Consider the following 26,495-nt stretch of genomic DNA (forward strand, 5'->3'; position numbering starts at 1 on the left):
TGCTTTCGTTGGTGGAGGTGGACAGTCGGGTCAGGCGACGCCGAGGATGGCGAGGTACGCACCCATGAGCCGGTCACCCAGGAGGATTCCGACCCAGGCGCCGACGAGCATCGACGGGCCGAACGGCAAGCCGCCGCGCCACCGCGCTCGACGGAGGATGATCAGACTGATCGCGACCGTACCTCCGACGACGAACGCCCCGAAAGCTCCCACTGCGAGGGGTCCCCATCCGAGGTACGCGAGGACGAGACCGAGCACGACGGCGAGCTTCACGTCGCCGAGCCCCATCCCACCCGGCACGGCGACGGCGAGCGCCAAGTACCCACCACCGAGGAGGACCGCACCCAGCAGCCCACGGGCGAGGGCACCCCAGTCACCGGTGAGCGCCGAGACCACGGCGAACAGCACGAGGAGGACAACCGCCGATGGGTACACGATCGCGTTCGGGAGACGGTGGGTTTCGAGATCGATCAGGGCGAGCGCAACGCTGATCGCCATCAGGTACAGGAACGCGACGAGGAGCACCGCCCGGCCGACGGCATCGCGCGGAGCGATCGCCTCGAGCGGAGACAGCGCGATGAGCCCGACGACCGCGAAGAGGATGCCTGTGCCGAGCTCCACGATCGGGTACCGGGGCGAGATGGACACGTCGCAGTCGCGACAGCGCCCACCGAGGACGATCCACGACACCACCGGGATGTTGTCACGCCGTCGGATCGCGTGCCCACAATTCGGACACGCGCTCGCCGGAGCGACGACCGACAGACCGGCGGGCACCCGGTAGACCACGACGTTGAGGAACGACCCGGTGACCAGCCCAAAGGCGCCGGCGAGCACCGCCGTGAACATCGACGCGGTCATCGGCACACCCCTGCCGTGGTCTTCGCGCACGAACCGTCCACCTGGTACGCGGACTGCACCTCGATCTGCGTCGTCACTCCGTACGACGTCGAGACCGGTTGGAGGAACTTCGGTGGTGCGGTCGTCAGGAGTCGCTGGTCGTACACGTAGTTCTTCGAGAAACCGGTGCCGCCTGTGGTCGCCACCGGACCTCGCCAGTTCTGCGCGATCGATCCGACGACCTTCAGCACACCGAGCTGCGGACCGATGTCGTAGTTCTGGTTCCAGAACGTCCCGGCGTTGCTCGCGATCGCTGCGCTCACCGTGATGCCGGCGCCCCGTACCCGGTTGAGCAGTCCGACGCCCGCGTTGTTGCAGCGCGAGTAGTCGGTCACGTACCCGGCCCACCAGGAGCCCGTCGTCGGGTACGAGGTGCACTTCGCAGGGTTGTAGATCTCGACGGCGTTCTGCCCGACGAGCCCGAGGATGTCGCTCGTGCCGTCGACGTAGGTGATGTCGCCGGTCACCCAGATCGTCCCCGACGAGGCGATGGTCATGGCTCCGGAGAACGCGCCACTGACGAAGACGTCTCCTGCCGTGCAGGAGTAGGTGTCCGACGCCGACCCGGTTTGGTAGGTGGATCCGGACCCCGAACTCCCGCCGTTGATCCACTCTCCGGACGCTGGGTAGCCCTGGCCGTTGCTGAAGGTCTGGTTCCCTGCGGTGCTGGACGAGCCGTTGCCGCGCACGGTGACGGTGGTCGTGCAGTACGTGTTCGTGTACTTGGACGGGTAGCTTCCGGCGGCCCAGGTGTTCACGTTGTTCGCGGCGGACGGGATGTCTTGGACGTACATGAGGTTCGAAGGGAGGGTGGAGATCGTCGCACCTGCGGCGCTCTGGAGGTCTCCGACGGCACCGCACAGCGCCGCGGCCTTCGCCGTGTCGTTCGTTTCCGTCACCGCACCGGACACGCTGTCGACCTTGACCTGCGTCGCCTTCGACCACGGCGACCAGACCGTCATCTTGCCGTTCCCGAGGAAGCTGACCCGAGTCGGCCCTGTGTACAGGCAGCCGGGACGGGGAACGGTCGCCGGGATGTCGGTCCGCGTCTCCTGGGACATGTTGGAGTTCAGCGCTGGCAAGCCGAGGTACGGCACTGCACTCGCCGCACCTCCGTTGAACATACCGTTGCACGTACCGCTCGACGCGCGGACCGAGGTGTCGTGCTGCTCGACCGCGCCGTTGAACGTCGTCGCGCACGCAGCGGTGAAGACGTCGTTCGTCCGGATCGGCCCGTTGAGGACGTCCGTACCCGCGAATTGGACCGCCTGGCACTTGTTGCTGACGCCTGACTGCCATTGGTAAGCGGTCGTGCATGAGCTGCCCGAGATCGCCGGGTTCGACGACTCGTAGTTCGTGAAGTACAGGTAGTTGATGAAGCCATCGCCCTTGAGGTTCGCGACGAGTGACCGGACACTGCCGCCGGACTTCCCGGTGACGCGCACGCGGAGGATGCCCTTGGACGAGTAGTTCGAGTTGTCGACCTCGTACCGGTACCACTGGTCCGACGACCCGACGACCGGCGCCCACGTCGAACCGCTGTTGGTGAACGCCGCGTTGTTGTCGTTGCCGGTGAACGTCGACCCGCTCGACTTGCTGAACTGTGCCGCCGCGTTGCCGTAGAGCGCGTAGCCGTTGTCGTTCGAGAGCTTGGCCTGGTAGTCCGCCAAGCCGGCGTACGCAGCGGTGATGGCGTTCTGGAAGTTCCTGTCGGCCGCCGACTTGATCGCGCCCGAGGTGGACACCGCCACCATCGTCGCGACCAGCAGCAGCATCACGGTGCCGAAGATGACCACGTTCGCGAGGACCATGCCGCGTTCGTCGCCGTGTTCTCTCCCGAGGCGTTCGCCGATCCACCGGATCATGGGGTCCCTCCGCTCGTCGTGCCGTACGCCACGTTGAAGAGGTACAGGGTGTTCTGGATCCGGGTGTTCCCGGATGCGCCGGCCGTGGTCGACCCGAGCTCGAGGTTGGTGCGCACGGCCCGGATCTTCCCGAGTTGTGCCGCCGCGAGCGAGCCGTCGGCTTGCGTCGGGAGGACGCCACCGTCGGCCCCGAGATAGGTGAACAACGGGTCACCCTCGACCGTCGGGGATGCGATGGGGCCACCGAGGACGGCTGACGTGTTCGGGGTCTGGGTCGGGGCCGGGAACGAGTAGAAACCTCCGGACGCCGTGCCGGCCCATTGGTCCTGGACGAGCTGCTTCGATGCGTTCAGCGAGTAGCGCACCTGGACCGGGTTGTCGGTGCTGCTGCCATCGAGGTTGATGTAGGCGTAGAACGTGAGCTGTGTGCCGCTCGCCTGTGTGACCGCCGATGCGTACGTCCCGTCCGACTTCGGCAAGAGGCTCGCAGCGTGGACGTACCTGGTGACGGAGTTCATCACGATCGACGCCGATCGGGCGTTCTGATCCGACGTCGTGTTCGTCGTACCGGCGCGGAGGGTCGCGGTGAAGAACCCACCGACCGCGACGAGGACGATCATCGAGATGCTCAGCGCGATGATCAGCTCGGACAGACTCACCCCGGACTGGTCGCGGTGGAACCGGGTCATCGAACGCATCATGATGTCTGCCCGCGCGGATCGAGGGTCAGCGTGTTGTCGTAGTTGATGACGACGAGGGCGGTCTTCTGGTTGACGTTGCCCGGTGTGACCGGCTTGACGTTCGACGCGTTCGACGCAATCTCGTTCTTGGTGGTTGAACCGAAACTCGTTCCGGAGTACAGCGTCCAGGTTCCGAACGGCAGGGCGATCGTCGCGGAGTCACCGGTGGTGACGGGGAACTTCATCGTCATGCCCGCGGAGCAACCAGGATCGCCTGCTCCGGGGTTCGCTGACGACACCGCTGTGATGTAGCGGTTCTTCACACCGTTGACCGTGGCCACGCCCATCATCACCGACGCGTTCGAGGGCGAGCCGGGACTGACGTTCACGGTCTGCGGGCTCACGCCGATTGCACCGGTCTGACTCGGCGTCGACCAGGACGACGGATTCGGGCTCAAGCAGCTCGTGCTGGCACTCGTGCTGTTCGAGTACGGACCGGCGTAAACGGTGTACCCGGAGGTGAACGGGAACACGGGGAGGTTGGGGGTGGACGCCGAGTTCACGACGAGCGAGCTGCTCGTGACGTCCCACGGCTTGATCGTGTCGAGGCCGCCAGCTGAACTGGAGAGCACCGTGACCATGTTCGTCGGGAGCGTCGCTCCGTAGGTCTGCGCGTACCGCAGCGTCAGCTGGCTCGCCTTGTCGTAGACGAACGGCACCGGTGAGCTTGCTCCAGCACTCACCGTGATCGGAGACTGGGTCGACGGCTGAGCCTGGTTGGTGTCGATCCCGCCGGAGACGTTCGCCGTCACGGAGTAGTCCCCCGGCACGACGTTCACGGCGTAGGAACAGCCCTGCGCGTCGGTCGGCAGCGGCGCGGTCGAGAGCGCTGCACCGCCGCTCACCGGAGTGATCGTCACCGAGACGCCCTGGAACGGGGCGCCCGATGCGTTGACGGCGGACACGATGACCGTCCCGTACCCCGGGTCGGTCACCGCGTCGCTTGGTGCGATCGCAGAGGTGACCGTTGTCGAGGACATCCCACTGCCCTGCTTGGGCCAGGACACGGTCTCGACCACGCTCTTGTACGCGAGCTTGCCGTTCGAGGTCCCGCACGCGCCGCTCGCGCCGTCGCTCTGCACCCACGTGACCGCGCGGTCGATCTGGTAGGTGACCCCACCGATCGTCTTGGTGTTGCTGGTACCGGCCTTGCTCACGACGTTGAAGATCCCGGCGGTCGACGCCGCAGCGGTCTGCCGCAGCATGTCGATGTCCTGCGACGCCAACGCGACCGCGGTCTCGCGTCCTCGACTGCTCTGCGTGAGTTGGAGCGTGTTCGCGATCCCGTAGGCGATGCCCACGGACATCACGGCGAACACCATCATCGCGACCATGACCTCGATGATCGACAAGCCCGCGTCGCGGTCGGTCGGGTCGATCGGACGCAGGACGCGCTGCAGTCGTCGGAACATGGTCACCTCCTTCAGTCGGGGTGTTCGTACGAGGGGCGGTCCGTCAACAGACGGACCGCCCCTCGGAAGGTCATTCAGATCAGCAGGTGCCAGTAGCCGCAGCCGTGGTGTCGGTGATCTTGTAGTCAGTGGCGGTGGCGCCCTTCGCGGAGATGCAGAAAGACGAACCCGTCGCAGCCGGCACGTAGGTGAAGACCGTGTCGGTGCTCTTGGTCCAGCCGTACGGGGTCATCGTGGCCGAAGTACCGAACTCCGTCGTCGTCGGAAGCTTGCCGTTCTTGTCGGTCTGGAACGCGATGACCGCAGTCTTGGCGTTCGCGAGGTCGGACTTGACGGTCGCGTCCTTGGCATTGTTCTGGACGTTGAGGTACACCGGGATCGCGATGGCCGCGAGGATACCGATGATGATCACGACGACGAGGAGCTCGATGAGCGTGAAGCCCTTCTCCTCTTCGGCCAGGAGACCCTTGCGGCGAGCGTCGAGCTTGCCCATGAGAGCGAAGTACATGGTTGTTTCCATTCGTTCAGGAATGTCGGGTGGAGTTTTGTTCGGGGCTTTGCTCGCCGCCGATGGCAAGCGTATTCGGGGCGGTTTCTGGGCATAATCCCGAGAACGGGGGTCACCGACAAACAAAATGCCCCCAGTAACGGGGGCACTCGTTGACCAAACCACCCCCGAACGGAGGTCGCGCGGTCGGGCTCGTCAGTGGACGAGCGACGTGATCTGGAAGATCGGGAGGTAGAGGGCGATGATCATGCCACCCACCACGACGCCCAGGAAGGCGATGAGCAGCGGCTCGATGAGCGACGTCAGCGCCTCCGTCGTCGATTCGACTTCCGAGTCGTAGAAGATCGCGATCTTCTCGAGCATGACTTCCAGCGAACCCGCATCCTCGCCGACGGCGACCATCTGCGAAACCATGCTGGGGAAGACCTTTTCCTTCGCCAGTGGATCTGCAATGGATTCACCTTTTCGGACGCTTTCTGAAACGCGTTCGAGAGCACGCTGCACGACGAAGTTGTTCGAGACCTCGCCGACGATCTTCAGTGCCTGCAGAATCGGAACGCCAGCACCGATCATGTTCGAGAAGTTCCGCGCGAACCTCGCGATCACGATCTTCTTCGTCAGCCCACCGAAGACCGGCATCCTGAGGAGGAGCGGATCACGGAAACTGCGGAACCGATCGGTGTTCTTGTTCGCGCGGTACCAGACCCACCCGACGACGACGGCGACGGCGAGGATCGGCGCCACCCACCGCATGGCGTGGGACAGCGTGACGAGGATCTGGGTCGGAAGCGGGAGTTTGCCCCCCAGGCTCGAGAACATGTCCTGGAAGATCGGCACGATGAAGACGAGCATCACCACGACGGCGACGAGTGACATCACCAGCACGACGACGGGGTAGGTCATCGCCGATTTGATCGTCGAGCGGAGCTTGTGCTCCTTCTCGAAGTTCGTGGCGATGGAGTCCATGGCCTGGTCGAGGAAGCCGCCGGTCTCGCCTGCTCGGATCATGTTGATCATGATCGGCGGGAAGTCGACCGGGTACTTGGCGACGGCGTCTGAGAAGGAGACACCGCGCTCGACGTCATCGCGGACCTTGCCGATGATGTCCTTGAGCTTCTTGTTCTCGGTCTGGTCGGCGAGGATCGTCAGCGCGCGGAGCAACGAGAGCCCCGACGACAGCATCGTGGACGCCTGCCGCGACATGATCGCGAGGTCCTTGAGGCCCACGCCCTTCGAGAACCCCGGGATCTTGATCTCGGTCTGCAGCCCGGTGCCGGCCTTCGCCTCGGTGATGGCGATCGGCGAGACCCCCATCGTGCGGAGGCGCTGGACGACAGCACCCTCGGACGCGGCGTCGAGCCGACCCTTGACGAGCTTGCCGCCGCCGTCGCGGCCCCGGTAGTCGAACGCGAGTGACATCAGTGGCCTCCGGAGAACTTGTCGCCGAAGTCGATCCCGCTCGCGGCGATGGCCGCTGCGGACGAGTCGGACGGTGATTCGACGCGCTGCACGAGCCGGTCGAACCCTTCGTGGTCGTGGACCTTCTCCATCGCCGCGCGACGCGTGATGGTGCCGACGTTGACGAGTTCGGCGAGGTCCTGGTCCATCGTGTGCATGCCCGCGTCGCGACCGGCCTGCATGGCGGAGGTGATCTGGTACGTCTTGCCCTCGCGGATGAGGTTGCCGATGGCGGGGGTCGTGGTCATGATCTCGGTCGCGACGACCCGGCCGGAGCCGCTGGCCTTCGGCACGAGCGTCTGGCAGACGACGCCTTCCAAGGTGGAGGCGAGCTGCGTCCGGATCTGTCCCTGCTGGTGCGGCGGGAACACGTCGATGACGCGGTCGATGGTGCCGGGAGCGCTCTGCGTGTGGAGCGTCGCGAACACCAGGTGGCCGGTCTCGGCGGCGGTCAGCGCGACGGAGATCGTCTCGAGGTCGCGGAGCTCGCCGATCAGGATGACGTCGGGGTCCTGACGGAGCACGTGCTTGAGCGCCTTCGCGAAGGAGTGCGTGTCCGCACCGACCTCGCGCTGGTTGATGATCGCCTTCTTGTGGTCGTGCATGAACTCGATCGGATCCTCGACCGTGACGATGTGGTCGGCACGGGTCTCGTTGACCAGGTCGATGAGCGCGGCGAGGGTCGTCGACTTGCCGGACCCGGTGGGGCCGGTGACGAGCACGAGCCCACGCGGCAGCTTGGCGAAGTCGCCGACGTGCTCCGGGATCCCGAGCTGCTTGAGCGTCTTGATCTTGGTGGGGATGATGCGGAAGGCCGCTCCCCAGTTGCCGCGCTGCTGGTAGTAGTTCACGCGGAAGCGGTACTCCGGCGACAGCGAGTACGCGAAGTCGAGCTCCTGCTCGTGGTCGAACTGCCCGGCCTGCTCGACGGTCATCAGGGTCTTCAGCGCCGCGATGACCTTGTTCCGCGCCCAAGGCCCGCCGGGAACGGCGGGGCGGAGTCCGCCGTCGACACGGACGGTCGGCGGGGCGTCGGCGGTGACGTGGAGGTCGGATGCGCCCTGGTAGACGACCTGGGCGAGGGCGGTGATGAGGTCGGGGTCCGCGACTTCACGAGCGTGGCGCGTGAAGCCGATCTCCGGCAGCGGCTCGGCACCCGGTGCGACGGCGGGCGTCGCGAACACGGTGGGTGCGTGCACGGCCGGGAGGACCGTGGTCGGTTCAGCAGGGACGACCGGCAGGTGCTGGGTCGCCTGGTCCGCGTACCCGTAGGACGCCATCGAGGGCGGGACCGCCGCCGGCGGCGTGGCCGGACGCGCCTGCGGCTGCGCGACCGGCACGGCGACGGGCGAACCGGACGGTGCGGGCCACCCGGCGAGGTCGTCGGACAGGTCGTAGACGGGCACGGCTGGCGCGGGCGCAGCGGCAGGGGCCGGCGCAGCGGCGGTCGCCTCCGACTGCGACGCCAGGCGCGCGGCACGTCGGCCGCCGACCTCGGTCCCGGGACGGCCGGGGTGCCAGCCGTCGATGGGGTCGTTGACGTCGGGGATGTCGTACACGGAGTCGGTCATCGGTTCGTGCCCTTCGCCTACGCCACCACGCGCAGGATCTCGTCGACGCTCGTCAGCCCGAGCTTCACCTTTTCCCAGCCGTCCTGCCGGAGCGTGAGCATGCCCTGCTCCTGTGCGACGCGGCTGATCTCGGCGCTGGAGGCCCGTGCGACGGCGAGGCGCTCGATCTCCTCGGAGACGGTCATGACCTCGTGCAGGGCGATGCGACCGCGGTACCCGGTGTTCGAGCAGACGGCACAGCCCACCGGTGCGAAGAACGGCGGGATCGTGGCGTCGTCGTCACCGACGAAGCCCATCACCCGGAGCTGGTCGAACGTGTACTCGGCCGGGGCCTTGCAGCGGTCGCAGAGCTTGCGGGCGAGACGCTGGGCGACGACGCAGTCGAGCGCCGAGCCGACCAGGAACGGCTCGATGTCCATCTCGGTCAGACGGGTGATCGCCGAGGGGGCGTCGTTCGTGTGCAGCGTGGACAGCACGAGGTGACCGGTGAGCGATGCCTCGATCGCGATCTGGGCGGTCTCGTGGTCGCGGATCTCACCGAGGAGCACGACGTCGGGGTCGGAACGCAGGATCGACCGGAGCGCGGACGCGAAGGTCAGGCCGGCCTTCGGGTTGACCTGCACCTGGTTGATGCCCGCCATCCGGTACTCGACCGGGTCTTCGACCGTGATGACGTTGATCTCGGGTCGGGCGACGGCGTTGAGCGTCGTGTACAGGGTCGTCGACTTGCCCGACCCGGTGGGGCCGGTGACGAGGATCATGCCGTACGGCTTGGAGTAGGACCGCTGGTACGCGTCGAAGTTCTGCTCGAGCAGGTTGAGGTCCTTGAGGGACATCGACGTGTTCGTGTTGTCGAGGATTCGCATGACGACCTTCTCGCCCCACACGGTGGGGAGGGTCGCCACGCGGAGGTCGATCTGGCGGCCACCGTGGCGGACGGACATGCGGCCGTCCTGCGGCTTGCGACGCTCGGCGATGTCGATGTCGCTCATGATCTTCAGACGGCTGATGACACCGTTCTGGATGTTCTTGGGCGCAGGGGCCATCTCGTGCAGCACGCCGTCGATGCGGTAGCGCACCCGGACCTCGTGCTCGCCGGGCTCGATGTGGATGTCGGACGCGTGGTCCTGGATCGCCTGCGAGACGAGCAGGTTCACGAAGCGGACGATCGGGACGTCGTCGAGCGAGCCCTCGCCGATGTCGACCTGCTGCTGCGCATTCGCCGTCGCCTCTTCTTCGAGGGAGGACGTCAGGTCGTTGAGCTCGTCGTCGGCACGCAGGTAGCGGTCGAGCGCCGCGGCGAGGTCGCGTTCCTCGACCTGGAGCGGCTTGATGGCACGGCCGGAGGCGGCACGGGCGTCGTCGACCGCGAGCACGTTCGTCGGGTTCACCATCGCGAGGACGAGGACCTCGCCCTCGAAGCCGATGCCGAGCACCTGGTGCCGCCGGCAGAGCGCCGCTGGGAGCATCGACACCGCGGTGCCGTCGACCGGGTAGTCGGTCAGGGGGACGGTCTTGGAGTTGTTCGACGCCGCACGTGCGGTGATGAACTGCGCCTCGCTGACGACGCCACGGTCGACGAGGGAGCGGATCGAGCGTTCGTCGATCTCCTCGTCGCCGGTGAGCGAGTCGAGGTGCTCGATCGGGAGTGCTCCGTTGAGGATCAGGATCTCGGAGAGCGTCGCCATGAGTCTCGCTGCCTCCTTCGGGTTGCGTGAGGACGTCGTGGTGCGTCGACAGGGTTCGACGCCTGTCCACGCTATGGCCGGGACCGGCGGGTACCGAAGTCCCAGAATGAGGGCCGGAGGGCATCGGGGCGCACCCAGAACAGGGGACGGTGGACGGGCGCGGAATCGATCGTGCTGTGGAGGAGAGGAAATCCCTCGACGTGCGCGGCACTCGCAGGACATGATGAGTCATGGACATCACGAGCGTGACCGTGGGGCTGCCCGTCACCGACATCGAAGCGTCCTGCCTCTGGTACGGCGCGGTGTTCGAGCGCGTCGAGCCTGACCTCGAGCCGGACGAGGGCATCGCCGAGTACGAGATCGGCGGCATCTGGATCCAGCTCTTCGAGGATGACCAGGCCGAGGAGAACGCGGTCATCGTCCGCTTCGGCGTCGACGACGTCGCCGCGCAGCACACCCGGATCGGCGCGCTCGGCATCGACGTCGGCCCCATCGAGTGCGTCGACGGCGCCGTCGACTGGTTCGACGTCCGCGACCCCGACGGCAACGTGCTCAGCCTCTACTCGCTCGCGGACGAGACGGGGCGCGGATCAGGCGGTCGCGACAGCGACGCCGGCCGCACGATCTAGACGCGACCGAACGGCGGACGGGAGGCTCGGTGCCAGCTGGCACCGAGCCTCCAGTCGGTCTGTGGCAAGGAGATCCGGCAAGCCCTGGACAGGCACCCGGCACAGTGCCAACATGGCCGCCATGCAGAACACACGTATTTCAGATGTGGTACAGCGGCGATGCGCAGCGGCGGTCGTCGCCGCAGCGCTGGTGCTCGGATCGACGCTCGTCGCGTCCCCGGCGCAGGCGGCGCAGTTCACCGCGAGGGTCGGCGCGATCGCGCACAACGCGGGTGACGTGACCCTGGCGGGTACGGGTGACGCCGGCGATCTCGTCTCGATCACCCCCTCGGACGGTGCGCCCATCGAGACCCGCGTCAAGCCGAACGGCTCGTGGCGGACAACGGCGCACGTCGACGGGTTCGGGGACCACACCTTCCGCGTCGCCGACTCGATCGGCTCCCCCGTGGCGACCCTCCGCGCGAGCACCCACGAGGTGAGCTTCGAGCGGATCATGGTCGCCCGCGAGAACTGGAACCGGTCCCTGAAGATCGACGGCATCGGCTTCGAGCCCCGCAGCCGCATCGAGCTCACCCTCGACGGCGTACCGACCGCGACCACCACGACCGACCGCGACGGCGCCTTCGCCCACCGGATCTCCGGCGTGCGCTTCGGCGACCACACCCTCACGACCGTGGAGCGCTTCGACGGGACGGAGCAGCTGCGCGTGAACACCTCGGCGAAGCTCGAACCCTCCCCCTTCGTGGACGCGGTCCGGGTCGACCCCGTCGCCCGCACCGTGCACCTCGAGGGGCGCGGCCCGGCCGGCACCGACATGCGGTTCGTCGACGAATCAGGAGCGCCGTGGTCACTGACCGACGGGCAGGACTGGACGGCGAACACCGATGGCACGTGGAGCGCCGATCTGGCGTACCCGCCCGCCGGGACCCGGTTCATGGGCATCGTCGCCGAGGTGTACGACGCCGGCAAGCTCATCGGTTCCACGACGAGCGGAGCGACGATCCCGTTCCCGGTGACCGCGGACGTGACGAAGGCCACCGCCAAGAAGCTCGTCCTCAGCGGATCCGCCGAGCCCGGCGCCCGCCTGTCGTTCACCGACGCCGACGGCACACCGGTGACCGACGCCGACGGCAACCGTGTCGAGCCGCCGGTGCCCGGGTCGTCGCAGTGGACCGTGACGCTCGACCCACGTCGCATGGCCGGCGGCACCGTGACCGTCTCGGCCACGGGCGACGACGGTCCCCTCGGCAGCGTCACGCGGACGTACCGCTGACCACATCCAGTCCGGCAACGAGCGAGGGCCCCGCATCCTGGTGGATGCGGGGCCCTCGTCAGTGGATCACCCGGCTCAGTTGTACGTGCCCGGCGTGAAGTCGTCCGACGAGAAGCTGTCGAAGTCGACGAAGCTCAGGTCGGCGTCCGAGAACGACGAGTCGTCCGCGAAGATGCGGTTCGGGTACCGCTCCGCCTTCGCTTCCTCCGTCGCGTTCACGTCCACGTCGCGGTACCGGCTGAGGCCCGTCCCGGCGGGGATGAGCTTCCCGATGATGACGTTCTCCTTGAGGCCGACGAGGTGGTCCTGCTTGCCCTCCATGGCCGCCTGCGTGAGCACGCGGGTGGTCTCCTGGAAGGACGCGGCGGACAGCCACGACTCGGTCGCGAGGGACGCCTTGGTGATGCCCATGACCTCCTGACGAGCGGAAGCGGTCTTGCGACCCTCCTGCAGCGCCGCACGGTTGATCTCGTTGTACCGCGAGCGGTCGACGAGCTCACCCGGGAGCAGGTCCGTGTCGGCGTGGTCGACGACCGTCACCTTGCGGAGCATCTGGCGGACGATGACCTCGATGTGCTTGTCGTGGATCGGCACACCCTGCGAGCCGTACACGTCCTGCACACCGTTGACGAGGTGCTTCTGGACCTCACGGACGCCCTTCACACGGAGGACCTCCTTCGGGTCCACCGTGCCGGCGATGAACTGCTCGCCGAGCTCGACGTGCTGGCCGTCCTCGATGAGGAGGGTCGCACGCTTGAGCACCGGGTAGATGAACGGCTCGTCACCGTTGTCCGGCGTGAGGATGATCCGACGACCCTTGTCCGTGTCCTCGACGACGACGCGGCCGGGGGCCTCGGCGATCGGGGACGCGCCCTTCGGGGTACGGGCCTCGAAGAGCTCGGTGACACGGGGCAGACCCTGGGTGATGTCGTCGGCGGACGCCGAACCACCCGTGTGGAAGGTACGCATCGTCAGCTGGGTACCTGGCTCACCGATGGACTGCGCGGCGATGATGCCGACGGCCTCACCGATGTCGACCAGGTTGCCCGTGGCGAGCGACCGGCCGTAGCACTTCGCGCAGACACCGACGGCCGACTCGCAGGTCAGCACCGAGCGCACCTTGATGCTCTCGACACCGGCCGCCACCAGCTTGTCGATGAGGACGTCACCGACGTCCTCGCCTGCCTCGGCGACGACCGTGCCCTTCGCGTCCGTCGCCGGGGTGGCGAGGGTGCGCGAGTACACGGTGTTCTCGACGCGGGCGTCGCGGACGAGCTTGCCGTCGGCGTCGACCGTGGCGATCGGCAGCTCGAGGCCGCGCGTGGTGCCGCAGTCGTCCTCGCGGATGATGACGTCCTGCGAGACGTCCACGAGACGACGGGTGAGGTACCCGGAGTCCGCGGTCCGGAGCGCGGTGTCGGCCAGACCCTTCCGAGCACCGTGGGTGGCGATGAAGTACTCCGCCACGGTCAGGCCCTCGCGGTACGAGTTGATGATCGGGCGGGCGATGATCTCGCCCTTCGGGTTGTTCACCAGACCACGCATACCGGCGATGTTGCGGACCTGCAGCCAGTTACCACGGGCGCCGGAGGACACCATGCGGTTGATCGTGTTGTCGATGGGGAAGTTGTCCCGCATCTCCTGCGCGATCTCGTTGGTGGCCTCGGTCCAGATCTTGATCAGGTCGGCGCGACGTTCCGCGTCGGTGATCAGACCCTTGTCGAACTCGCCCTGGACCTTGGCGGCCTGCGCCTCGTAGCCCGCGATGATCTCCTTCTTGCGAGGAGGCGTCACGACGTCGGAGAGCGCGACGGTCACACCGGAGCGCGTGCCCCAGTAGAAGCCGGCGTCCTTGATCCGGTCGAGCGCAGCGGCCGTCTCGGTCTTGGAGTAGCGCTCGGCGAGGTCGTTGACGATCGCGGAGAGCGTGCCCTTGTCGGTGACCCGCTGGACGAACGGGTAGTCCGCCGGCAGGGTCTCGTTGAAGAGCGCGCGACCCAGGGTCGTCTCGAGGAGGATCGGCTGACCGACCTCGTAGCCCTCGGGGGCTTCACCCTCGGCGAAGTGGACACCCGACATGCGGATCTTCACCTTGGCGTTCAGGTGCAGCGTGTTCTGGTCCTTCGCGAGGATCGCCTCGGCGACGGAGGAGAACGCACGGCCCTCACCGACGGCGCCCTCGCGGACGGTCGTCAGGTGGTGCAGACCGATGATCATGTCCTGCGCGGGCAGGGTGACCGGACGGCCGTCCGACGGCTTGAGGATGTTGTTCGAGGCGAGCATCAGGATGCGTGCCTCGGCCTGGGCCTCGACCGACAGCGGCAGGTGCACGGCCATCTGGTCACCGTCGAAGTCCGCGTTGAACGCAGCACACACGAGCGGGTGGAGCTGGATGGCCTTGCCCTCGACGAGCTGCGGCTCGAACGCCTGGATGCCCAGACGGTGCAGCGTCGGCGCACGGTTCAGCAGGACGGGGCGCTCGCGGATGATCTCCTCGAGGACGTCCCACACCTGCGGACGCGAACGCTCGACCATGCGCTTGGCCGACTTGATGTTCTGCGCGTGCGACAGGTCGATGAGGCGCTTGATGACGAACGGCTTGAACAGCTCGAGGGCCATCTGCTTGGGCAGACCGCACTGGTGGAGCTTGAGCTGCGGGCCGACGATGATGACCGAACGACCCGAGTAGTCGACGCGCTTGCCGAGCAGGTTCTGGCGGAAACGACCCTGCTTGCCCTTGAGCATGTCGCTCAGGGACTTCAGGGCGCGGTTGCCGGTTCCCGTGACGGGGCGACCACGACGACCGTTGTCGAACAGCGCGTCGACCGCTTCCTGCAGCATGCGCTTCTCGTTGTTCACGATGATCTCGGGGGCACCGAGGTCGAGCAGGCGGCGGAGACGGTTGTTGCGGTTGATCACACGACGGTAGAGGTCGTTGAGGTCCGAGGTGGCGAAGCGGCCACCGTCGAGCTGCACCATCGGGCGGAGCTCCGGCGGGATGACCGGGACGACGTCGAGGACCATCGCTGCCGGCGAGTTGCCGGTGGCGAGGAAGGAGGAGACGACGCGCAGACGCTTGATCGCGCGGATCTTCTTCTGGCCCTTGCCCTCGGCGATCTGCAGACGGAGCGACTCGGCCTCTGCGGCCAGGTCGAACGCCTCGAGACGGAGCTTGATCGCCTCGGCGCCCATGTAGGCGTCGAAGTAGATCCCGAACCGGTCCTGCAGCTCGTGGAAGACGGCGTCCTCGGGCTTGAGGTCGCCCACCTTGAGGTTGCGGAAGTCCTCCCACACGCGCTCGAGGCGGGTGATGTCCTCGTCGAACGACTTGCGGACCTGGGACATCTCCTTCTCGGCGGTGTCCTTGGTGCGGCGCTTGATGTCGGCCTTGGCGCCCTCTTCCTCGAGCGCTGCGAGGTCGTCCTCGAGCTTCTTGAGGCGGTCGGCGATGATCGAGTCGCGCTGGTTCTCGAGGTTCTTGATCTCGAGGCGCATCTCGTTCTCGAGACCCGGCATGTCAGCGTGCCGGCCCTCTTCGTCGATGCTGATGATCATGTACGCGGCGAAGTAGATGACCTTCTCGAGGTCCTTCGGCGCCATGTCCAGCAGGTAGCCCAGGCGCGACGGGACGCCCTTGAAGTACCAGATGTGCGTGACGGGTGCGGCGAGCTCGATGTGGCCCATGCGCTCACGACGGACCGAGGACTTGGTGACCTCGACGCCGCAGCGCTCGCAGACGATGCCCTTGAAGCGGACACGCTTGTACTTGCCGCAGGCGCACTCCCAGTCCCGGGAAGGACCGAAGATCTGTTCGCCGAACAGACCGTCCTTCTCGGGCTTCAGGGTGCGGTAGTTGATGGTCTCCGGCTTCTTGACCTCGCCGTACGACCACTGGCGGATGTCCTCGGCCGTGGCGAGGCCGATCCGCAGTGCGTCAAAGGAAGTTGCTTCGAGCAATGTTCTTCTCTCTTGCTGAATTCGAAACGTTGTCGGGCGGGGCGGGATCAGATGTCGTCGACGGAGGACGACTCGAACCGCGAGGAGATGTTGATGCCGAGCTCTTCAGCGGCACGGAAGACCTCGTCGTCCGTGTCGCGGAGGCTGACCGCCTGGCCGTCGGCCGAGAGGACCTCGACGTTCAGGCAGAGCGACTGCATCTCCTTCATGAGGACCTTGAAGCTCTCCGGGATGCCGGGCTCCTGGATGTTCTCGCCCTTGACGATCGCCTCGTAGACCTTCACGCGGCCGAGGATGTCGTCGGACTTGATCGTCAGGAGCTCCTGGAGGGCGTAGGCGGCGCCGTACGCCTCGAGCGCCCACACCTCCATCTCGCCGAAACGCTGTCCACCGAACTGCGCCTTACCACCCAGCGGCTGCTGCGTGATCATCGAGTACGGGCCGGTCGAACGGGCGTGGATCTTGTCGTCGACCAGGTGGTGGAGCTTCAGGATGTACATGTACCCGACCGAGACCGGCTCCGGGAACGGTTCGCCGGAGCGACCGTCGAAGAGCTGGGCCTTGCCGGAGGAACCGATCAGGCGCTCGCCGTCGCGGTTCGGGAGCGTCGAGTCGAGGAGGCCCTCGATCTCACGCTCGTAGGCACCGTCGAACACCGGGGTGGCGACCTTCGTGCCGGGTGCCGCGCTGCGCGCCGCCTCCGGAAGGGCCGATGCCCACTCCTGGACGCCCTCGACGTTCCAGCCCTGCTTCGCGAGCCACCCGAGGTGGATCTCGAGGACCTGGCCGAAGTTCATGCGGCCGGGGACGCCGAGCGGGTTGAGCACGATGTCGACCGGGGTGCCGTCCGCGAGGAACGGCATGTCCTCGACCGGCAGGATCGTCGAGATGACGCCCTTGTTGCCGTGACGACCGGCGAGCTTGTCACCGGCGGTGATCTTGCGCTTCTGGGCGATGTAGACGACCACGCGCTGGTTGACGCCCGAGCCGAGCTCGTCGTCGCCGTCCTGCGCGTCGAACACCTTGACGCCGATGATCGTGCCCTCTTCACCGTGGGGCACCTTCAGCGAGGTGTCGCGGACTTCGCGCGACTTCTCGTTGAAGATGGCGCGGAGGAGGCGCTCTTCGGCGCTGAGCTCGGTCTCGCCCTTCGGCGTGACCTTGCCGACGAGGATGTCGCCGGGGCGGACCTCGGCACCGATGCGGATGATGCCGCGCTCGTCGAGGTCGGCCAGGAGGTCCGGGCTGACGTTCGGGAGGTCGCGGGTGATCTCTTCCTTGCCGAGCTTGGTGTCGCGGGCGTCGACCTCGTACTCCTCGATGTGGATCGAGGAGAGGGTGTCGTCCTTGATGAGGTTCTGCGACAGGATCATCGCGTCCTCGTAGTTGTAGCCCTCCCACGGCATGAACGCGACGAGGAGGTTCTTGCCGAGCGCGAGCTCGCCGTTCTCCGTCGCGGGGCCGTCGGCGATGACCTCGCCCTGCTCCACACGCTCACCGGCCGAGACGACGACGCGGTGGTTGTAGCTCGTGCCCTGGTTCGAGCGGTCGAACTTGCGCAGGTAGTACGTCTGCGTGCCGCCCTCGTCGAGCTGCAGGGTCACGGCGTCGGCCGAGACCTCGGAGACGACACCGGCCTTGTCGGCGGTGACGACGTCGCCGGCGTCGATGGCGGTGTAGCCCTCCATGCCGGTGCCGACGAGCGGCGACTCGGAGCGGAGGAGCGGCACTGCCTGGCGCTGCATGTTCGCACCCATGAGGGCGCGGTTCGCGTCGTCGTGCTCGAGGAACGGGATGAGCGACGTCGCGACCGACACCATCTGGCGCGGGGAGACGTCCATGTAGTCGACCTCGTCCTTGGCGACGAGTTCGACCTCGCCGCCCTTCTTGCGGACGAGCACCTTGTCGTCGGCGAAGTGGAACGAGTCGGTCAGCGGGGCGTTGGCCTGCGCGACGACGAACTCGTCCTCTTCCGAGGCGGTGAGGTAGTCGATGGTCTTCGTGACCTCGCCGTTGACGACGCGACGGTACGGGGTCTCGATGAAGCCGAACGAGTTGATCCGACCGAACGACGCGAGCGAGCCGATCAGACCGATGTTCGGGCCTTCAGGAGTCTCGATCGGGCACATGCGGCCGTAGTGCGACGGGTGGACGTCGCGGACCTCGACGCCGGCACGCTCACGGGACAGACCACCCGGGCCGAGGGCCGAGAGACGACGCTTGTGCGTCAGGCCCGCGAGCGGGTTGTTCTGGTCCATGAACTGCGACAGCTGGGACGTTCCGAAGAACTCCTTGATCGCGGCGACGACGGGACGCACGTTGATGAGCGTCTGCGGCGTGATCGCCTCGATGTCCTGCGTGGTCATGCGCTCGCGGACGACGCGCTCCATGCGGGACAGACCCGTGCGGACCTGGTTCTGGATGAGCTCGCCCACCGCGCGGATGCGACGGTTGCCGAAGTGGTCGATGTCGTCCACGTCGAGGCGGAGCTGCACCGGCTCGCCGTCGCGGACGCCGTCGATCGTGGTGCGCTCGGCGTGCAGCGAGACCAGGTACTTGATCGTCGCGACGATGTCCTGGACGGACAGCACCGAGTCGGACAGCGGCGCGTCGATCCCGAGCTTGCGGTCCAGCTTGTAGCGGCCGACCTTCGCGAGGTCGTAGCGCTTCGGGTTGAAGTAGAAGTTGTCGAGGAGCGCACGCGCGGCCTCGGCAGCGACCTGCTCGCCCGGACGGAGCTTGCGGTAGATGTCCTTGAGCGCCTCTTCCTTGGTGAGGATGGCGTCCTTCTCGAGGGTCGACTCGATGGAGGCGAAGCCCTGGAACTCGTCGAGGATCTCCTCGCTCGTCAGGCCGAGGGCCTTGAGGAAGACCGTGACCGACTGCTTGCGCTTGCGGTCGATGCGCACGCCCACCTGGTCGCGCTTGTCGATCTCGAACTCGAGCCATGCGCCACGCGACGGGATGATGCGAGCGGAGTAGATGTCCTTGTCGGACGTCTTCTCCTGCTGACGCTCGAAGTACACGCCGGGGGAGCGGACGAGCTGCGAGACGACGACACGCTCGGTGCCGTTGATGATGAAGGTGCCGCGCTCGGTCATGAGCGGGAAGTCGCCCATGAAGACCGTCTGCGTCTTGATCTCACCGGTCATGTGGTTCATGAACTCGGCGTTGACGTACAGCGGGGCGGCGTAGGTCTTGCCGCGTTCCTTGCAGTCGTCGATGGAGTACTTCGGGTCCTCGAGCTCCGGGGACGTGAACGAGAGCTGCATGGTCTCGCCGAGGTCCTCGATCGGGGAGATCTCCTCGAAGATCTCCTCGAGGCCGGAGTGCAGCGCGAGGTCGGTACGACCCTGCTCCTGCCCCTCGGCCAGTCGGGCCTTCCAGACGTCGTTGCCGACGAGCCAGTCGAAGCTCTCCGTCTGGAGAGCGAGCAGATCGGGAACCGTGAGGGTGTCCGTGATCTTGGCGAACGAGAGTCGCGAGTGGTTGCGACCGTTCTTGGGGTTGGTGGATGCGTTGGGCGCAGCAGCCAAGGGTGTGACCTCCGTAGGCCCCGTCGGGCCGGTACTGACGAGCAGCATGTAGGTGAGTGGATTGAACGCTCGGCGCAACCCTCGAAGACACGCGATCATGGGCCAGCCGCGTGAGCGGGAACACATGTGCGATGATCTGGGTGAGCGGTGCCCGCCGACATATACGGGACCGAACTCACCGGGGCGGGCGTCGACCGCAATATGACGACACGGATGCCAGGGAGCGCGAACTGCCATCATAGGCAGCGCTCGCGCACGATGTCCAGTCCTGGCTTGACCAAGATCAGGACTGCCGTGTATAAGCAGCGGCGACCAGCAGCCATTCCCGGCCGTGCGCTCAGCCCAGGCGTTCGCGCTCAGCTGCAGCCGAGCCTCCAGTCAGGCCCGCCAGCGCACGGAACGCGTCTTCCGGACGCCGCGTCCGCACGAACGTGACGCGACCACGCTCGTCCGTGAGCTCGATGCCGAGCCCCGGGGTGAGCAGCAGCGCCCGGACCCCGCGGCCGAGCCGCAGGCCGATGCCGCCGTACGTCGCCGCGTCGGCCTCGACGAGACGGGCGTCCACGATCCGGTGCCGCGCGATCCGCCGGGGCGGGAGGGGGCGGAAGTGCAGGGTGACGTGCGTGTCGGTCACCGTGAACCCGGACCGCGCCAGCAGCAGGAGCAGTCCGACGACGACGCCGACGAGACCCGGGACGAGGAGCGCCGCCTCCGGTGCCTCCCCCGGCCAGCCGAGCACGGCCGCGGTCAGCCCGACACCCGCCGTGAGGAGCGCACCACCGATCACGCGCATCCAGACGGGGGCCGTCTCGCGGTCCGCGTGGAACGGACGGGAGGCGCGGGTCGCCACCGCTGGCACGCTCGGCGTGGCGGGACGGTGCGTCTGGATGCTCATGGTGTCGGCGGACATGTCGGGTCTCCTGCGGTTGTGGCCGGCGGATGCTGCATCCGTATTTTACATAACGAACGCAATGTACTCAATGGTCGGTGCGCGCGAGCACGCCGAGGAGCCGCAGTCGGACTGCGGGTGACGGCGTGGGGTGCACTGCACAGCGACGCGCGTCACGGTCGGCCGGCGTGCGGACCCGCGGGGAGGTGGGGGCTCCAGGGGGTCGACGCACCCGGCACGACGACGGTCGTCGACGATACGTCAGGACGCTTGGCGTTCACTGGCCGTTCATGTGTACGCATTCATCTGGGCGGCGGTGAGCACGCATCAGCCGGCCGGCCGCGCTCGCGCGTCAGCGCAGGGCGAGGGCGACGGCCTCCGCGCGGGTGCGGACACCGAGCTTCTGGAACAGCTGGTTCACGTACGACTTCACGGTCGGCACGGTGAGGAACAGCTCGGCGGCGATCTCCGGGTTCGTCCGGCCGTCGGCGATGCGCTCGAGCACGTCGGCCTCACGCGGGGTGAGCTCGGGGAAGCGCTGCCGGAGGGACGCAGGGGGCCTGGTCACGGCCGTCCGGGCCAGCGGGGTTCCGGTCAGCGGCGTTCCGGTCAGCGGCGTTCCGGTCAGCTGTGCGACGAGTCGTGCTCCGACCGCGGCGTCGAACGTGGACTGCCCGGACGCGACGGCGCGGATGGCGGTGGCGATCTCCACGCGACCGGCGTCCTTCGTCAGGTAGCCGCGGGCACCTGCTCGGAGCGCGGTGGTGATGGACTCGTCGTCGGCGAACGTCGTCAGCACGAGCACGGCCACGTCGGGGTGCTCGGCCGTGATGCGCGCGGTGGCGGTCGGACCGTCGACGTCCGGCATGCGCAGGTCCATCAGCACGACATCAGGGGACCAGCGTTCCACCGCGGCGAGCGCCTCCGCTCCGTCGGCGGCCTCTCCGACGACCTCGAGGTCCGGCACCAGGGACAGCACCGTCACCAGACCGTCGCGCACGATGGCCTGGTCGTCGACGACGAGCACGCGGATGGTCACGCGTCCGTCACGTTCTGCACGTCCTGCGCGTTCTGCACGTCCTGCGCGTCTGGTTCGTCGACGCGGGCGCCGGCGACGGGGACGTGCATCGCGACGACGAACTCGTCCTCGGAGCGTTCGGCCTCGACGGTGGCGCCGGCGTCCAGCTCCGCGAAGCGCTCGTGGATGCCGATCAACCCGTGCCCGCCGCCGGAGAGCGGGTTGGCGACGACCACGTCGACGGCGTCGCCGTCCCGGATCACCGAGAGGGACACCGGTCGGCCGGGGGCGTGGCGGCGGGCGTTGCTCAGGGCCTCCCGGGTGCTCGCGACGACGACGGCGCGGTGGGCGTCGTCCAGGTCCGCGAGGGCGAGGTCGCCGGTGACGACGAGTTCTCCGCCGAAGTCGCGGTGGGCGGCGACGAGGGGGTGCAGGCCGGCGTCGGGTGCGTCGGGTGCTGCGGCTGGGGCTGTGTCGGTGGTCGCGGCTGGGTCTGTGTCTGCGGCGGCGTGCGTGTCCGCGTCTGCGGCGGCGTGCGTGTCCGCTTCTGCGTCGTCGCGGAGGGCGTGCACCGCCCGGCGGGCCTCGGCGAGACCGTCGGCCGCGAGGGTGCGCGCGGCACCGGCACGCTGCGTGGCCTCGTCGACCCGGCCGGCCTCGAGCAGGGCCTCCACCGCGTCGAGCTGCAGCACCAGGCCGCCCAGGGAGTGCGCGAGGACGTCGTGGATGTCCCGGGCGGCCCGCGACCGGTCGGCCAGGAGCCGGGCGCGCTGCTGGTCGCGTTCGGCCTGGCGCGCCTGCTGCTCGGCGACGCGGTACTGCCGCCGGCTGAACCCGACGAGGATCCCGAGGACGAGCCCGGCGCACGACCCGAGGACGAAGTGCACGGTGGCGCCCTCGAGACTCGCGGAGACGGCGATCTCGACGAGGGCGACCAGCGCGGCGACGACTCCGGTCCACACCGGGACCGCTGCACTCGCCTGCAGCACGACGATGCCGACGATCACCGCCGCGATCATCAGCGCGTCGGTCGGAGCGACCACCGCGGAGCCCGCGACGACCATGACCGCGCCGGCTGCCGCCATCGTGCAGGGCGTCCTGACGAACTCCCGGAGCGTCCACGCCGCGATCGTCACGCCGCCGACGACCCAGACCCACGGTGGGAGCTCCTCGGCGATGCCGTTCCTGATGAACCAGAACGTGACGGCGACGATGCCGACGGCGCTCAGCACCCACCCGAGACGCGAACGCGACCGGCCCGCGGACGGGTCGGTCGGCTCGGGGACGGACAGCAAGGTCACCTGACCATCATGCCGCGGGTCCGTCCGGGGATGCGCTGGTCGATGACGAGCGCGCGGGCGGCACGGTTGATCGCGAGCATCAGCAGGATCGCGCCGGTGGAGGTGAGGAGGTGTGCGCCCATGTTCCCGCCGACGACGTCCAGCCCGACTCGCACGGCGATGAGCACGAACCAGAGTCCGGCGCCGTACCAGCCGGTGCGGGACTGGATCGTGCGGCCCTTGTCATCAGGGGTCGACACCGTCCGGAAGCGGGTCATGGTGCCCATCGCCAGACCCACGCCGACCGAGATGAGCGCCTCGATCCCGAGGAAGACGATGTCCGTCGTGGTGATCGTGGCCTTCGTCTGCGCCAGGACGACGACGCCGATGACCGCCATCACGAGCGGGGTGCGCCAGATCCGCGCCGGGTCGAGGTAGCGCCAGGTCGCCTGCCGGTACGCCAGGAACCCGACGAGCGCGAGCCCGATGACGATGTTCGCGATGAGCTGGACCGACATGATGTGTGCCTTTCGGTGGGGTCCGGCGGGGGTTCCCGACCGGTGATCCCATCGTGGTTCGGACGCTCAGCGGGCCACACCAACCACGGGTGGGGACGTGGGTGGTGATCGCGTGGTGTTCCATGGACCCATGGCTGATGCGTTCGACGGGTTCAAGCTCGGTGCCGGGTTCTCGGTGATCGAGCCCGACCGGCACCGGCCCGGCTCGTTCACGCTCGTCGTCGACGGCACGCCGCAGTCGCACGTCGACCTCGAGGACCCGACCCACCTGGCGTTCGAGTACATCCGTCGGATCGGTCACGCCATCGACCTGCTGCCGCCCGGACCGATCACGGCATTGCACCTCGGCGCCGGTGCCCTGACGCTCCCGCGCTACGTCGCGGTGACCCGACCGGGTTCCCGGCAGCAGGTGATCGAGCTCGAGCGCGATCTGGTCGACCAGGTGCGTGAGGCCCTGCCGTTCCCCCGAGGCGCCTCGATCCGGGTCCGGTACGGCGATGCGCGCGAGGTCCTCGGCAAGCTCCCCCACGGGCTGCGCGGCACCGTCGACCTGGCCGTCGTGGACGTGTTCGGCGGCGCACGGATCCCGGCACACGTGACGAGCATCGAGTTCTACCGCGAGGTCGCCGAGTTCCTGTCCCCGACGGGCATCGTCGCTGTGAACGTCGCCGACGGTGCCGGTCTCGCCTTCGCAAGGGGCCAGGCGTCGACGCTGCAGTCGGTGCTGCCGTCCGTCGCGGCTGTCGCGGACACCGGCATGCTGAAGGGCCGTCGGTTCGGCAACATCGTGCTGCTCGGCTCCCCCACGGACCTCCCGGTCGCGGACATGCCCCGCCGGTACTCGTCCGACCCGATGCCCGCGAAGGTCGTGCACGGGGCGGAGCTCCGGTCGTTCATCGCCGGTGCGCCGATCGTCACCGACGCGACGGCCGTCGCGTCTCCGGAACCGAACCGGTCCGTCTTCGGCGCCTGACCCGGACCTGCTTGCGGGCAACCTGGTGGTGCCGCTGCCAGGATGGGTGCTGAACGACCGCGCAGGTGCGTGGACGAACGAGACGGGGAAGCGCTCATGACGAACGACGACCGGAGCAACGAGGACCGGCCGGGCGACGGCCAGGCACCGAGCTGGGGCGAGCCCGCTCCGCAGCAGCCGACGCAGCAGCCGCCGGCTCCGCAGGACGATGCACCGCGATACGGCGAGCGCATCACCCCGGCGTCCGCACCGCAGTACGGCGAGCAGGCAGCACCGCAGCAGCCGCAGTACGGCCAGCAGCAGCCGCAGTACGGCCAGCAGCAGCCGCAGTACGGGCAGCCGCAGTCGCAGTACGGGCAGCCGCAGTACGGCCAGCAGCAGCACGACCAGCAGCAGGGCGCTCCGACGTGGGGCGGTCAGCAGCACGCAGCAGCGGCACCCGCGTCCGCCGGCGCCCCCGGGTGGCAGAGCTACGAGGAACCGAAGGCGAAGAAGAAGACCGTCGGTGTCATCGCGTTCGTCCTCGGGCTCGTCGCACTCGTGGTCGGCGTCATCACCGGCTACCTCTTCGGCACCGCGATCGTCCAGAGCAGCGCGTTCGACCAGCTCCTGCAGAACGGCGGGAGCACGACCCCCGACCCGTCGCAGTTCCAGGACATGGAGAACGACCCGGCGCTCGCGGGTGCTGGTGTGCTGTTCCTCCTGGGGACGGTGATCGGTCTCTGGGCCCTGGTGCAGGGCATCATCGCGATCGCGACGAAGCGCGGACGCGGCTGGGGTGTCTTCGCGGTCGTACTCGCGATCGTCGCGGTGATCGCAGTGCTCGTCACGTACGCAGCAGTCGCCGCGGTCGCGGTCTCGAACGGCGTCTCCTGAGCAACCGCGTGTGGCACCGGCCGCTCCCGGGCACGCACGGTTACCCTCGACCCTGATGTCCCCCGACGACCGCCAGCACCTCGACGACCAGGACGACCGCGCCCGGGAACCGCGCCACGCGGCTCCCGTCACCGCCGGTGTCAGCCCGGGCAGCACCTTCGCGCCCATCAGCCTCCGTCCGGCCGTGGACGTGCAGGTGGTCCAGGACCGCCTCCGTGCCCTCGGGCAGAGCCGCAGCACCGAGGCCCTCGCCGAGCGCGCGGAACTCCTGCGCCTGCTCGGCCGCCTCGACGAGGCCCTCGTCGTCGCGGAAGAGGTCTTCCGGCTGACCATGTTCACGGGGGAACGCGCCGACAAGGTCGCCGCACGGATCCGGCGTGCGCACGTTCTGCACGACCTCGGCCGGTACGAGCGGGCCGCGACCGAATCGGCCCTCGCCCGTGACACGGCGGCGACGGAGGAATGGCCTGAGCTCGAGGGCGCTGCCGCCGAGCTCGAGGGCTGGTCGCTGTTCGAGCTGAACCGCTTCGAGGAGGCGCGCGAGGTCCTCGGTCGCTCGTACGAGGCGTTCCGCGCCGCCGGGGCCCCGTCCGAACGCACCGACGCGCTCCGCTCGGCCGTCGAGGCGGCGATGCGCGCGTCCATCGCCCAGCCGGCGGCAGCTCCCGAGCGCCCGACCGCCGACCGTCCCCGCACCGCACGAGAGGCAGCGGTCCGTCGCGAGACCGACCCGGTCACGCGCGTCGCCGAGCCCGTGAAGGAGGTCCCGCCGGTCCGCCGCCGGGTCCTCGGGGCACCGGATGCCGCCCGCACCGAGGCGGACAGCCTCTGGGGCAAGCTCTCCGATCGCGCCGACCGGACCGACCGCTCCCAGCGGCAGGGCCCAGCCGACCGGTGACGTCGCTCGACCAGGTCCGCTCCCGCGCCGCGGAGCTCATCGCGGCGCACCTGGGCACCGGGTCGTGGTCGTTCGGCTTCGACAACGCCAAGACCCGTGCAGGTCAGTGCGACTTCGCCAAGCGCCGGATCACGGTGAGCAAGCACCTCGCCGTCCGGTTCTCGGACGACGACGTCGAGCAGGTCCTGCTGCACGAGGTCGCGCACGCCCTGAGCGGTGCCCGCGCCGGGCACGGGCCGAAGTGGCGGCGCACGGCTGCCGCGATCGGGTACACCGGGTCCCGCCTGCACGACGGCCCGATCGCCAGCGAACTGGCCCCGTGGGTCGGCGAGTGCCCGGCAGGACACGAGCACTTCCGCTACCGCACGCCGACCAGACCGTTGGCGTGCGCGAAGTGCTCCCGCCGCTTCGACGAGCGCCACCTCATCACGTGGACCCGCCGGGCGGACGTCGCCCGGACGGAGCCCGCGCGTTCCGAACTCGGCACCGAGGCGCGCCGGTAACCC

Annotated in this window: 20 protein-coding genes; 6 read left to right on the top strand and 14 right to left on the bottom strand. The window is 68.2% G+C overall.

Features of this window, described 5'->3' with window-relative positions:
- Positions 1–30: 30 nt before the first annotated feature.
- From QK288_RS01365 to QK288_RS01400, 8 genes are all read right to left on the bottom strand, one after another.
- The gene (locus tag QK288_RS01365; RefSeq protein WP_281266025.1) at positions 31–861 is read right to left on the bottom strand and encodes an A24 family peptidase; all 831 of its coding nucleotides are present in this window, start codon (positions 859–861) and stop codon (positions 31–33) included.
- Complete coding sequence (locus QK288_RS01370; protein WP_281266026.1) at positions 858–2,765, bottom strand: hypothetical protein; 1,908 nt, start codon at positions 2,763–2,765, stop codon at positions 858–860. The genes QK288_RS01365 and QK288_RS01370 overlap by 4 nt, the downstream gene beginning before the upstream one ends.
- The gene (locus tag QK288_RS01375; protein WP_281266027.1) at positions 2,762–3,454 is read right to left on the bottom strand and encodes a prepilin-type N-terminal cleavage/methylation domain-containing protein; all 693 of its coding nucleotides are present in this window, start codon (positions 3,452–3,454) and stop codon (positions 2,762–2,764) included. The genes QK288_RS01370 and QK288_RS01375 overlap by 4 nt, the downstream gene beginning before the upstream one ends.
- A gap of 8 nt (positions 3,455–3,462) precedes the next feature.
- A complete protein-coding gene (locus QK288_RS01380) occupies positions 3,463–4,917 on the bottom strand; it encodes a prepilin-type N-terminal cleavage/methylation domain-containing protein (RefSeq protein WP_281266028.1) in 1,455 nt (484 codons plus the stop codon).
- A 79-nt stretch (positions 4,918–4,996) separates the two neighbouring features.
- Positions 4,997–5,425, bottom strand: coding sequence for a prepilin-type N-terminal cleavage/methylation domain-containing protein (locus QK288_RS18845; RefSeq protein WP_348639033.1), 429 nt, complete (start codon positions 5,423–5,425; stop codon positions 4,997–4,999).
- A gap of 195 nt (positions 5,426–5,620) precedes the next feature.
- The gene (locus QK288_RS01390; RefSeq protein ID WP_281266029.1) at positions 5,621–6,844 is read right to left on the bottom strand and encodes a type II secretion system F family protein; all 1,224 of its coding nucleotides are present in this window, start codon (positions 6,842–6,844) and stop codon (positions 5,621–5,623) included.
- Positions 6,844–8,454 carry a type IV pilus twitching motility protein PilT gene (locus QK288_RS01395; protein ID WP_281266030.1) on the bottom strand — a complete coding sequence of 537 codons (1,611 nt, stop codon included), beginning with the start codon at positions 8,452–8,454 and terminating at the stop codon, positions 6,844–6,846. The genes QK288_RS01390 and QK288_RS01395 overlap by 1 nt, the downstream gene beginning before the upstream one ends.
- A 17-nt stretch (positions 8,455–8,471) precedes the next feature.
- Positions 8,472–10,142: an ATPase, T2SS/T4P/T4SS family gene (locus tag QK288_RS01400; RefSeq protein WP_281266031.1), complete on the bottom strand. Its 1,671-nt coding sequence runs from the start codon at positions 10,140–10,142 to the stop codon at positions 8,472–8,474.
- A 230-nt stretch (positions 10,143–10,372) separates the two neighbouring features.
- On the opposite strand from QK288_RS01400, the gene QK288_RS01405 reads away from it, so the two are divergent.
- A complete protein-coding gene (locus QK288_RS01405; protein ID WP_281266032.1) occupies positions 10,373–10,771 on the top strand; it encodes a VOC family protein in 399 nt (132 codons plus the stop codon).
- A gap of 112 nt (positions 10,772–10,883) precedes the next feature.
- Positions 10,884–12,044 carry a hypothetical protein gene (locus QK288_RS01410; protein WP_281266033.1) on the top strand — a complete coding sequence of 387 codons (1,161 nt, stop codon included), beginning with the start codon at positions 10,884–10,886 and terminating at the stop codon, positions 12,042–12,044.
- A 75-nt stretch (positions 12,045–12,119) separates the two neighbouring features.
- Here QK288_RS01410 and QK288_RS01415 read toward each other — a convergent pair whose 3' ends face one another.
- The 6 genes from QK288_RS01415 to QK288_RS01440 form a co-directional block, all read right to left on the bottom strand.
- Positions 12,120–16,001, bottom strand: coding sequence for a DNA-directed RNA polymerase subunit beta' (locus QK288_RS01415; protein WP_281266034.1), 3,882 nt, complete (start codon positions 15,999–16,001; stop codon positions 12,120–12,122).
- 47 nt (positions 16,002–16,048) lie between these two features.
- Positions 16,049–19,537: a DNA-directed RNA polymerase subunit beta gene (rpoB, locus tag QK288_RS01420; protein ID WP_281266035.1), complete on the bottom strand. Its 3,489-nt coding sequence runs from the start codon at positions 19,535–19,537 to the stop codon at positions 16,049–16,051.
- Positions 19,538–19,874: 337 nt separating this feature from the next.
- Entirely contained in the window at positions 19,875–20,447 is a 573-nt protein-coding gene (locus QK288_RS01425) for a hypothetical protein (RefSeq protein WP_281266036.1), read from the bottom strand.
- A gap of 331 nt (positions 20,448–20,778) precedes the next feature.
- Complete coding sequence (locus tag QK288_RS01430) at positions 20,779–21,465, bottom strand: response regulator transcription factor (protein ID WP_281266037.1); 687 nt, start codon at positions 21,463–21,465, stop codon at positions 20,779–20,781.
- Positions 21,462–22,745: a histidine kinase gene (locus QK288_RS01435; protein ID WP_281266038.1), complete on the bottom strand. Its 1,284-nt coding sequence runs from the start codon at positions 22,743–22,745 to the stop codon at positions 21,462–21,464. The genes QK288_RS01430 and QK288_RS01435 overlap by 4 nt, the downstream gene beginning before the upstream one ends.
- Positions 22,742–23,242, bottom strand: a complete 501-nt coding sequence (locus QK288_RS01440; protein WP_281266039.1) for a hypothetical protein — start codon at positions 23,240–23,242, stop codon at positions 22,742–22,744. The genes QK288_RS01435 and QK288_RS01440 overlap by 4 nt, the downstream gene beginning before the upstream one ends.
- A 130-nt stretch (positions 23,243–23,372) precedes the next feature.
- Here QK288_RS01440 and QK288_RS01445 point away from each other — a divergent pair, with 130 nt between their 5' ends.
- The 4 genes from QK288_RS01445 to QK288_RS01460 all read left to right on the top strand — a co-directional run bounded on the left by QK288_RS01445 (position 23,373) and on the right by QK288_RS01460 (position 26,492).
- Positions 23,373–24,215 (top strand): fused MFS/spermidine synthase, encoded by an 843-nt coding sequence (locus QK288_RS01445; protein WP_281266040.1) that lies wholly within the window; start codon positions 23,373–23,375, stop codon positions 24,213–24,215.
- A 96-nt stretch (positions 24,216–24,311) separates the two neighbouring features.
- On the top strand, positions 24,312–25,091 hold the full coding sequence (locus QK288_RS01450; protein ID WP_281266041.1) for a DUF4064 domain-containing protein: 780 nt from the start codon (positions 24,312–24,314) through the stop codon (positions 25,089–25,091).
- Positions 25,092–25,146: 55 nt separating this feature from the next.
- Positions 25,147–25,989 (top strand): hypothetical protein, encoded by an 843-nt coding sequence (locus tag QK288_RS01455; RefSeq protein WP_281266042.1) that lies wholly within the window; start codon positions 25,147–25,149, stop codon positions 25,987–25,989.
- The gene (locus QK288_RS01460; RefSeq protein ID WP_281266043.1) at positions 25,986–26,492 is read left to right on the top strand and encodes a SprT-like domain-containing protein; all 507 of its coding nucleotides are present in this window, start codon (positions 25,986–25,988) and stop codon (positions 26,490–26,492) included. Before QK288_RS01455 ends, QK288_RS01460 begins: the two co-directional genes overlap by 4 nt.
- Positions 26,493–26,495: the final 3 nt, after the last annotated feature.

It is taken from the genome of Curtobacterium sp. 9128 (genome assembly GCF_900086645.1).
GTDB lineage: Bacteria > Actinomycetota > Actinomycetes > Actinomycetales > Microbacteriaceae > Curtobacterium.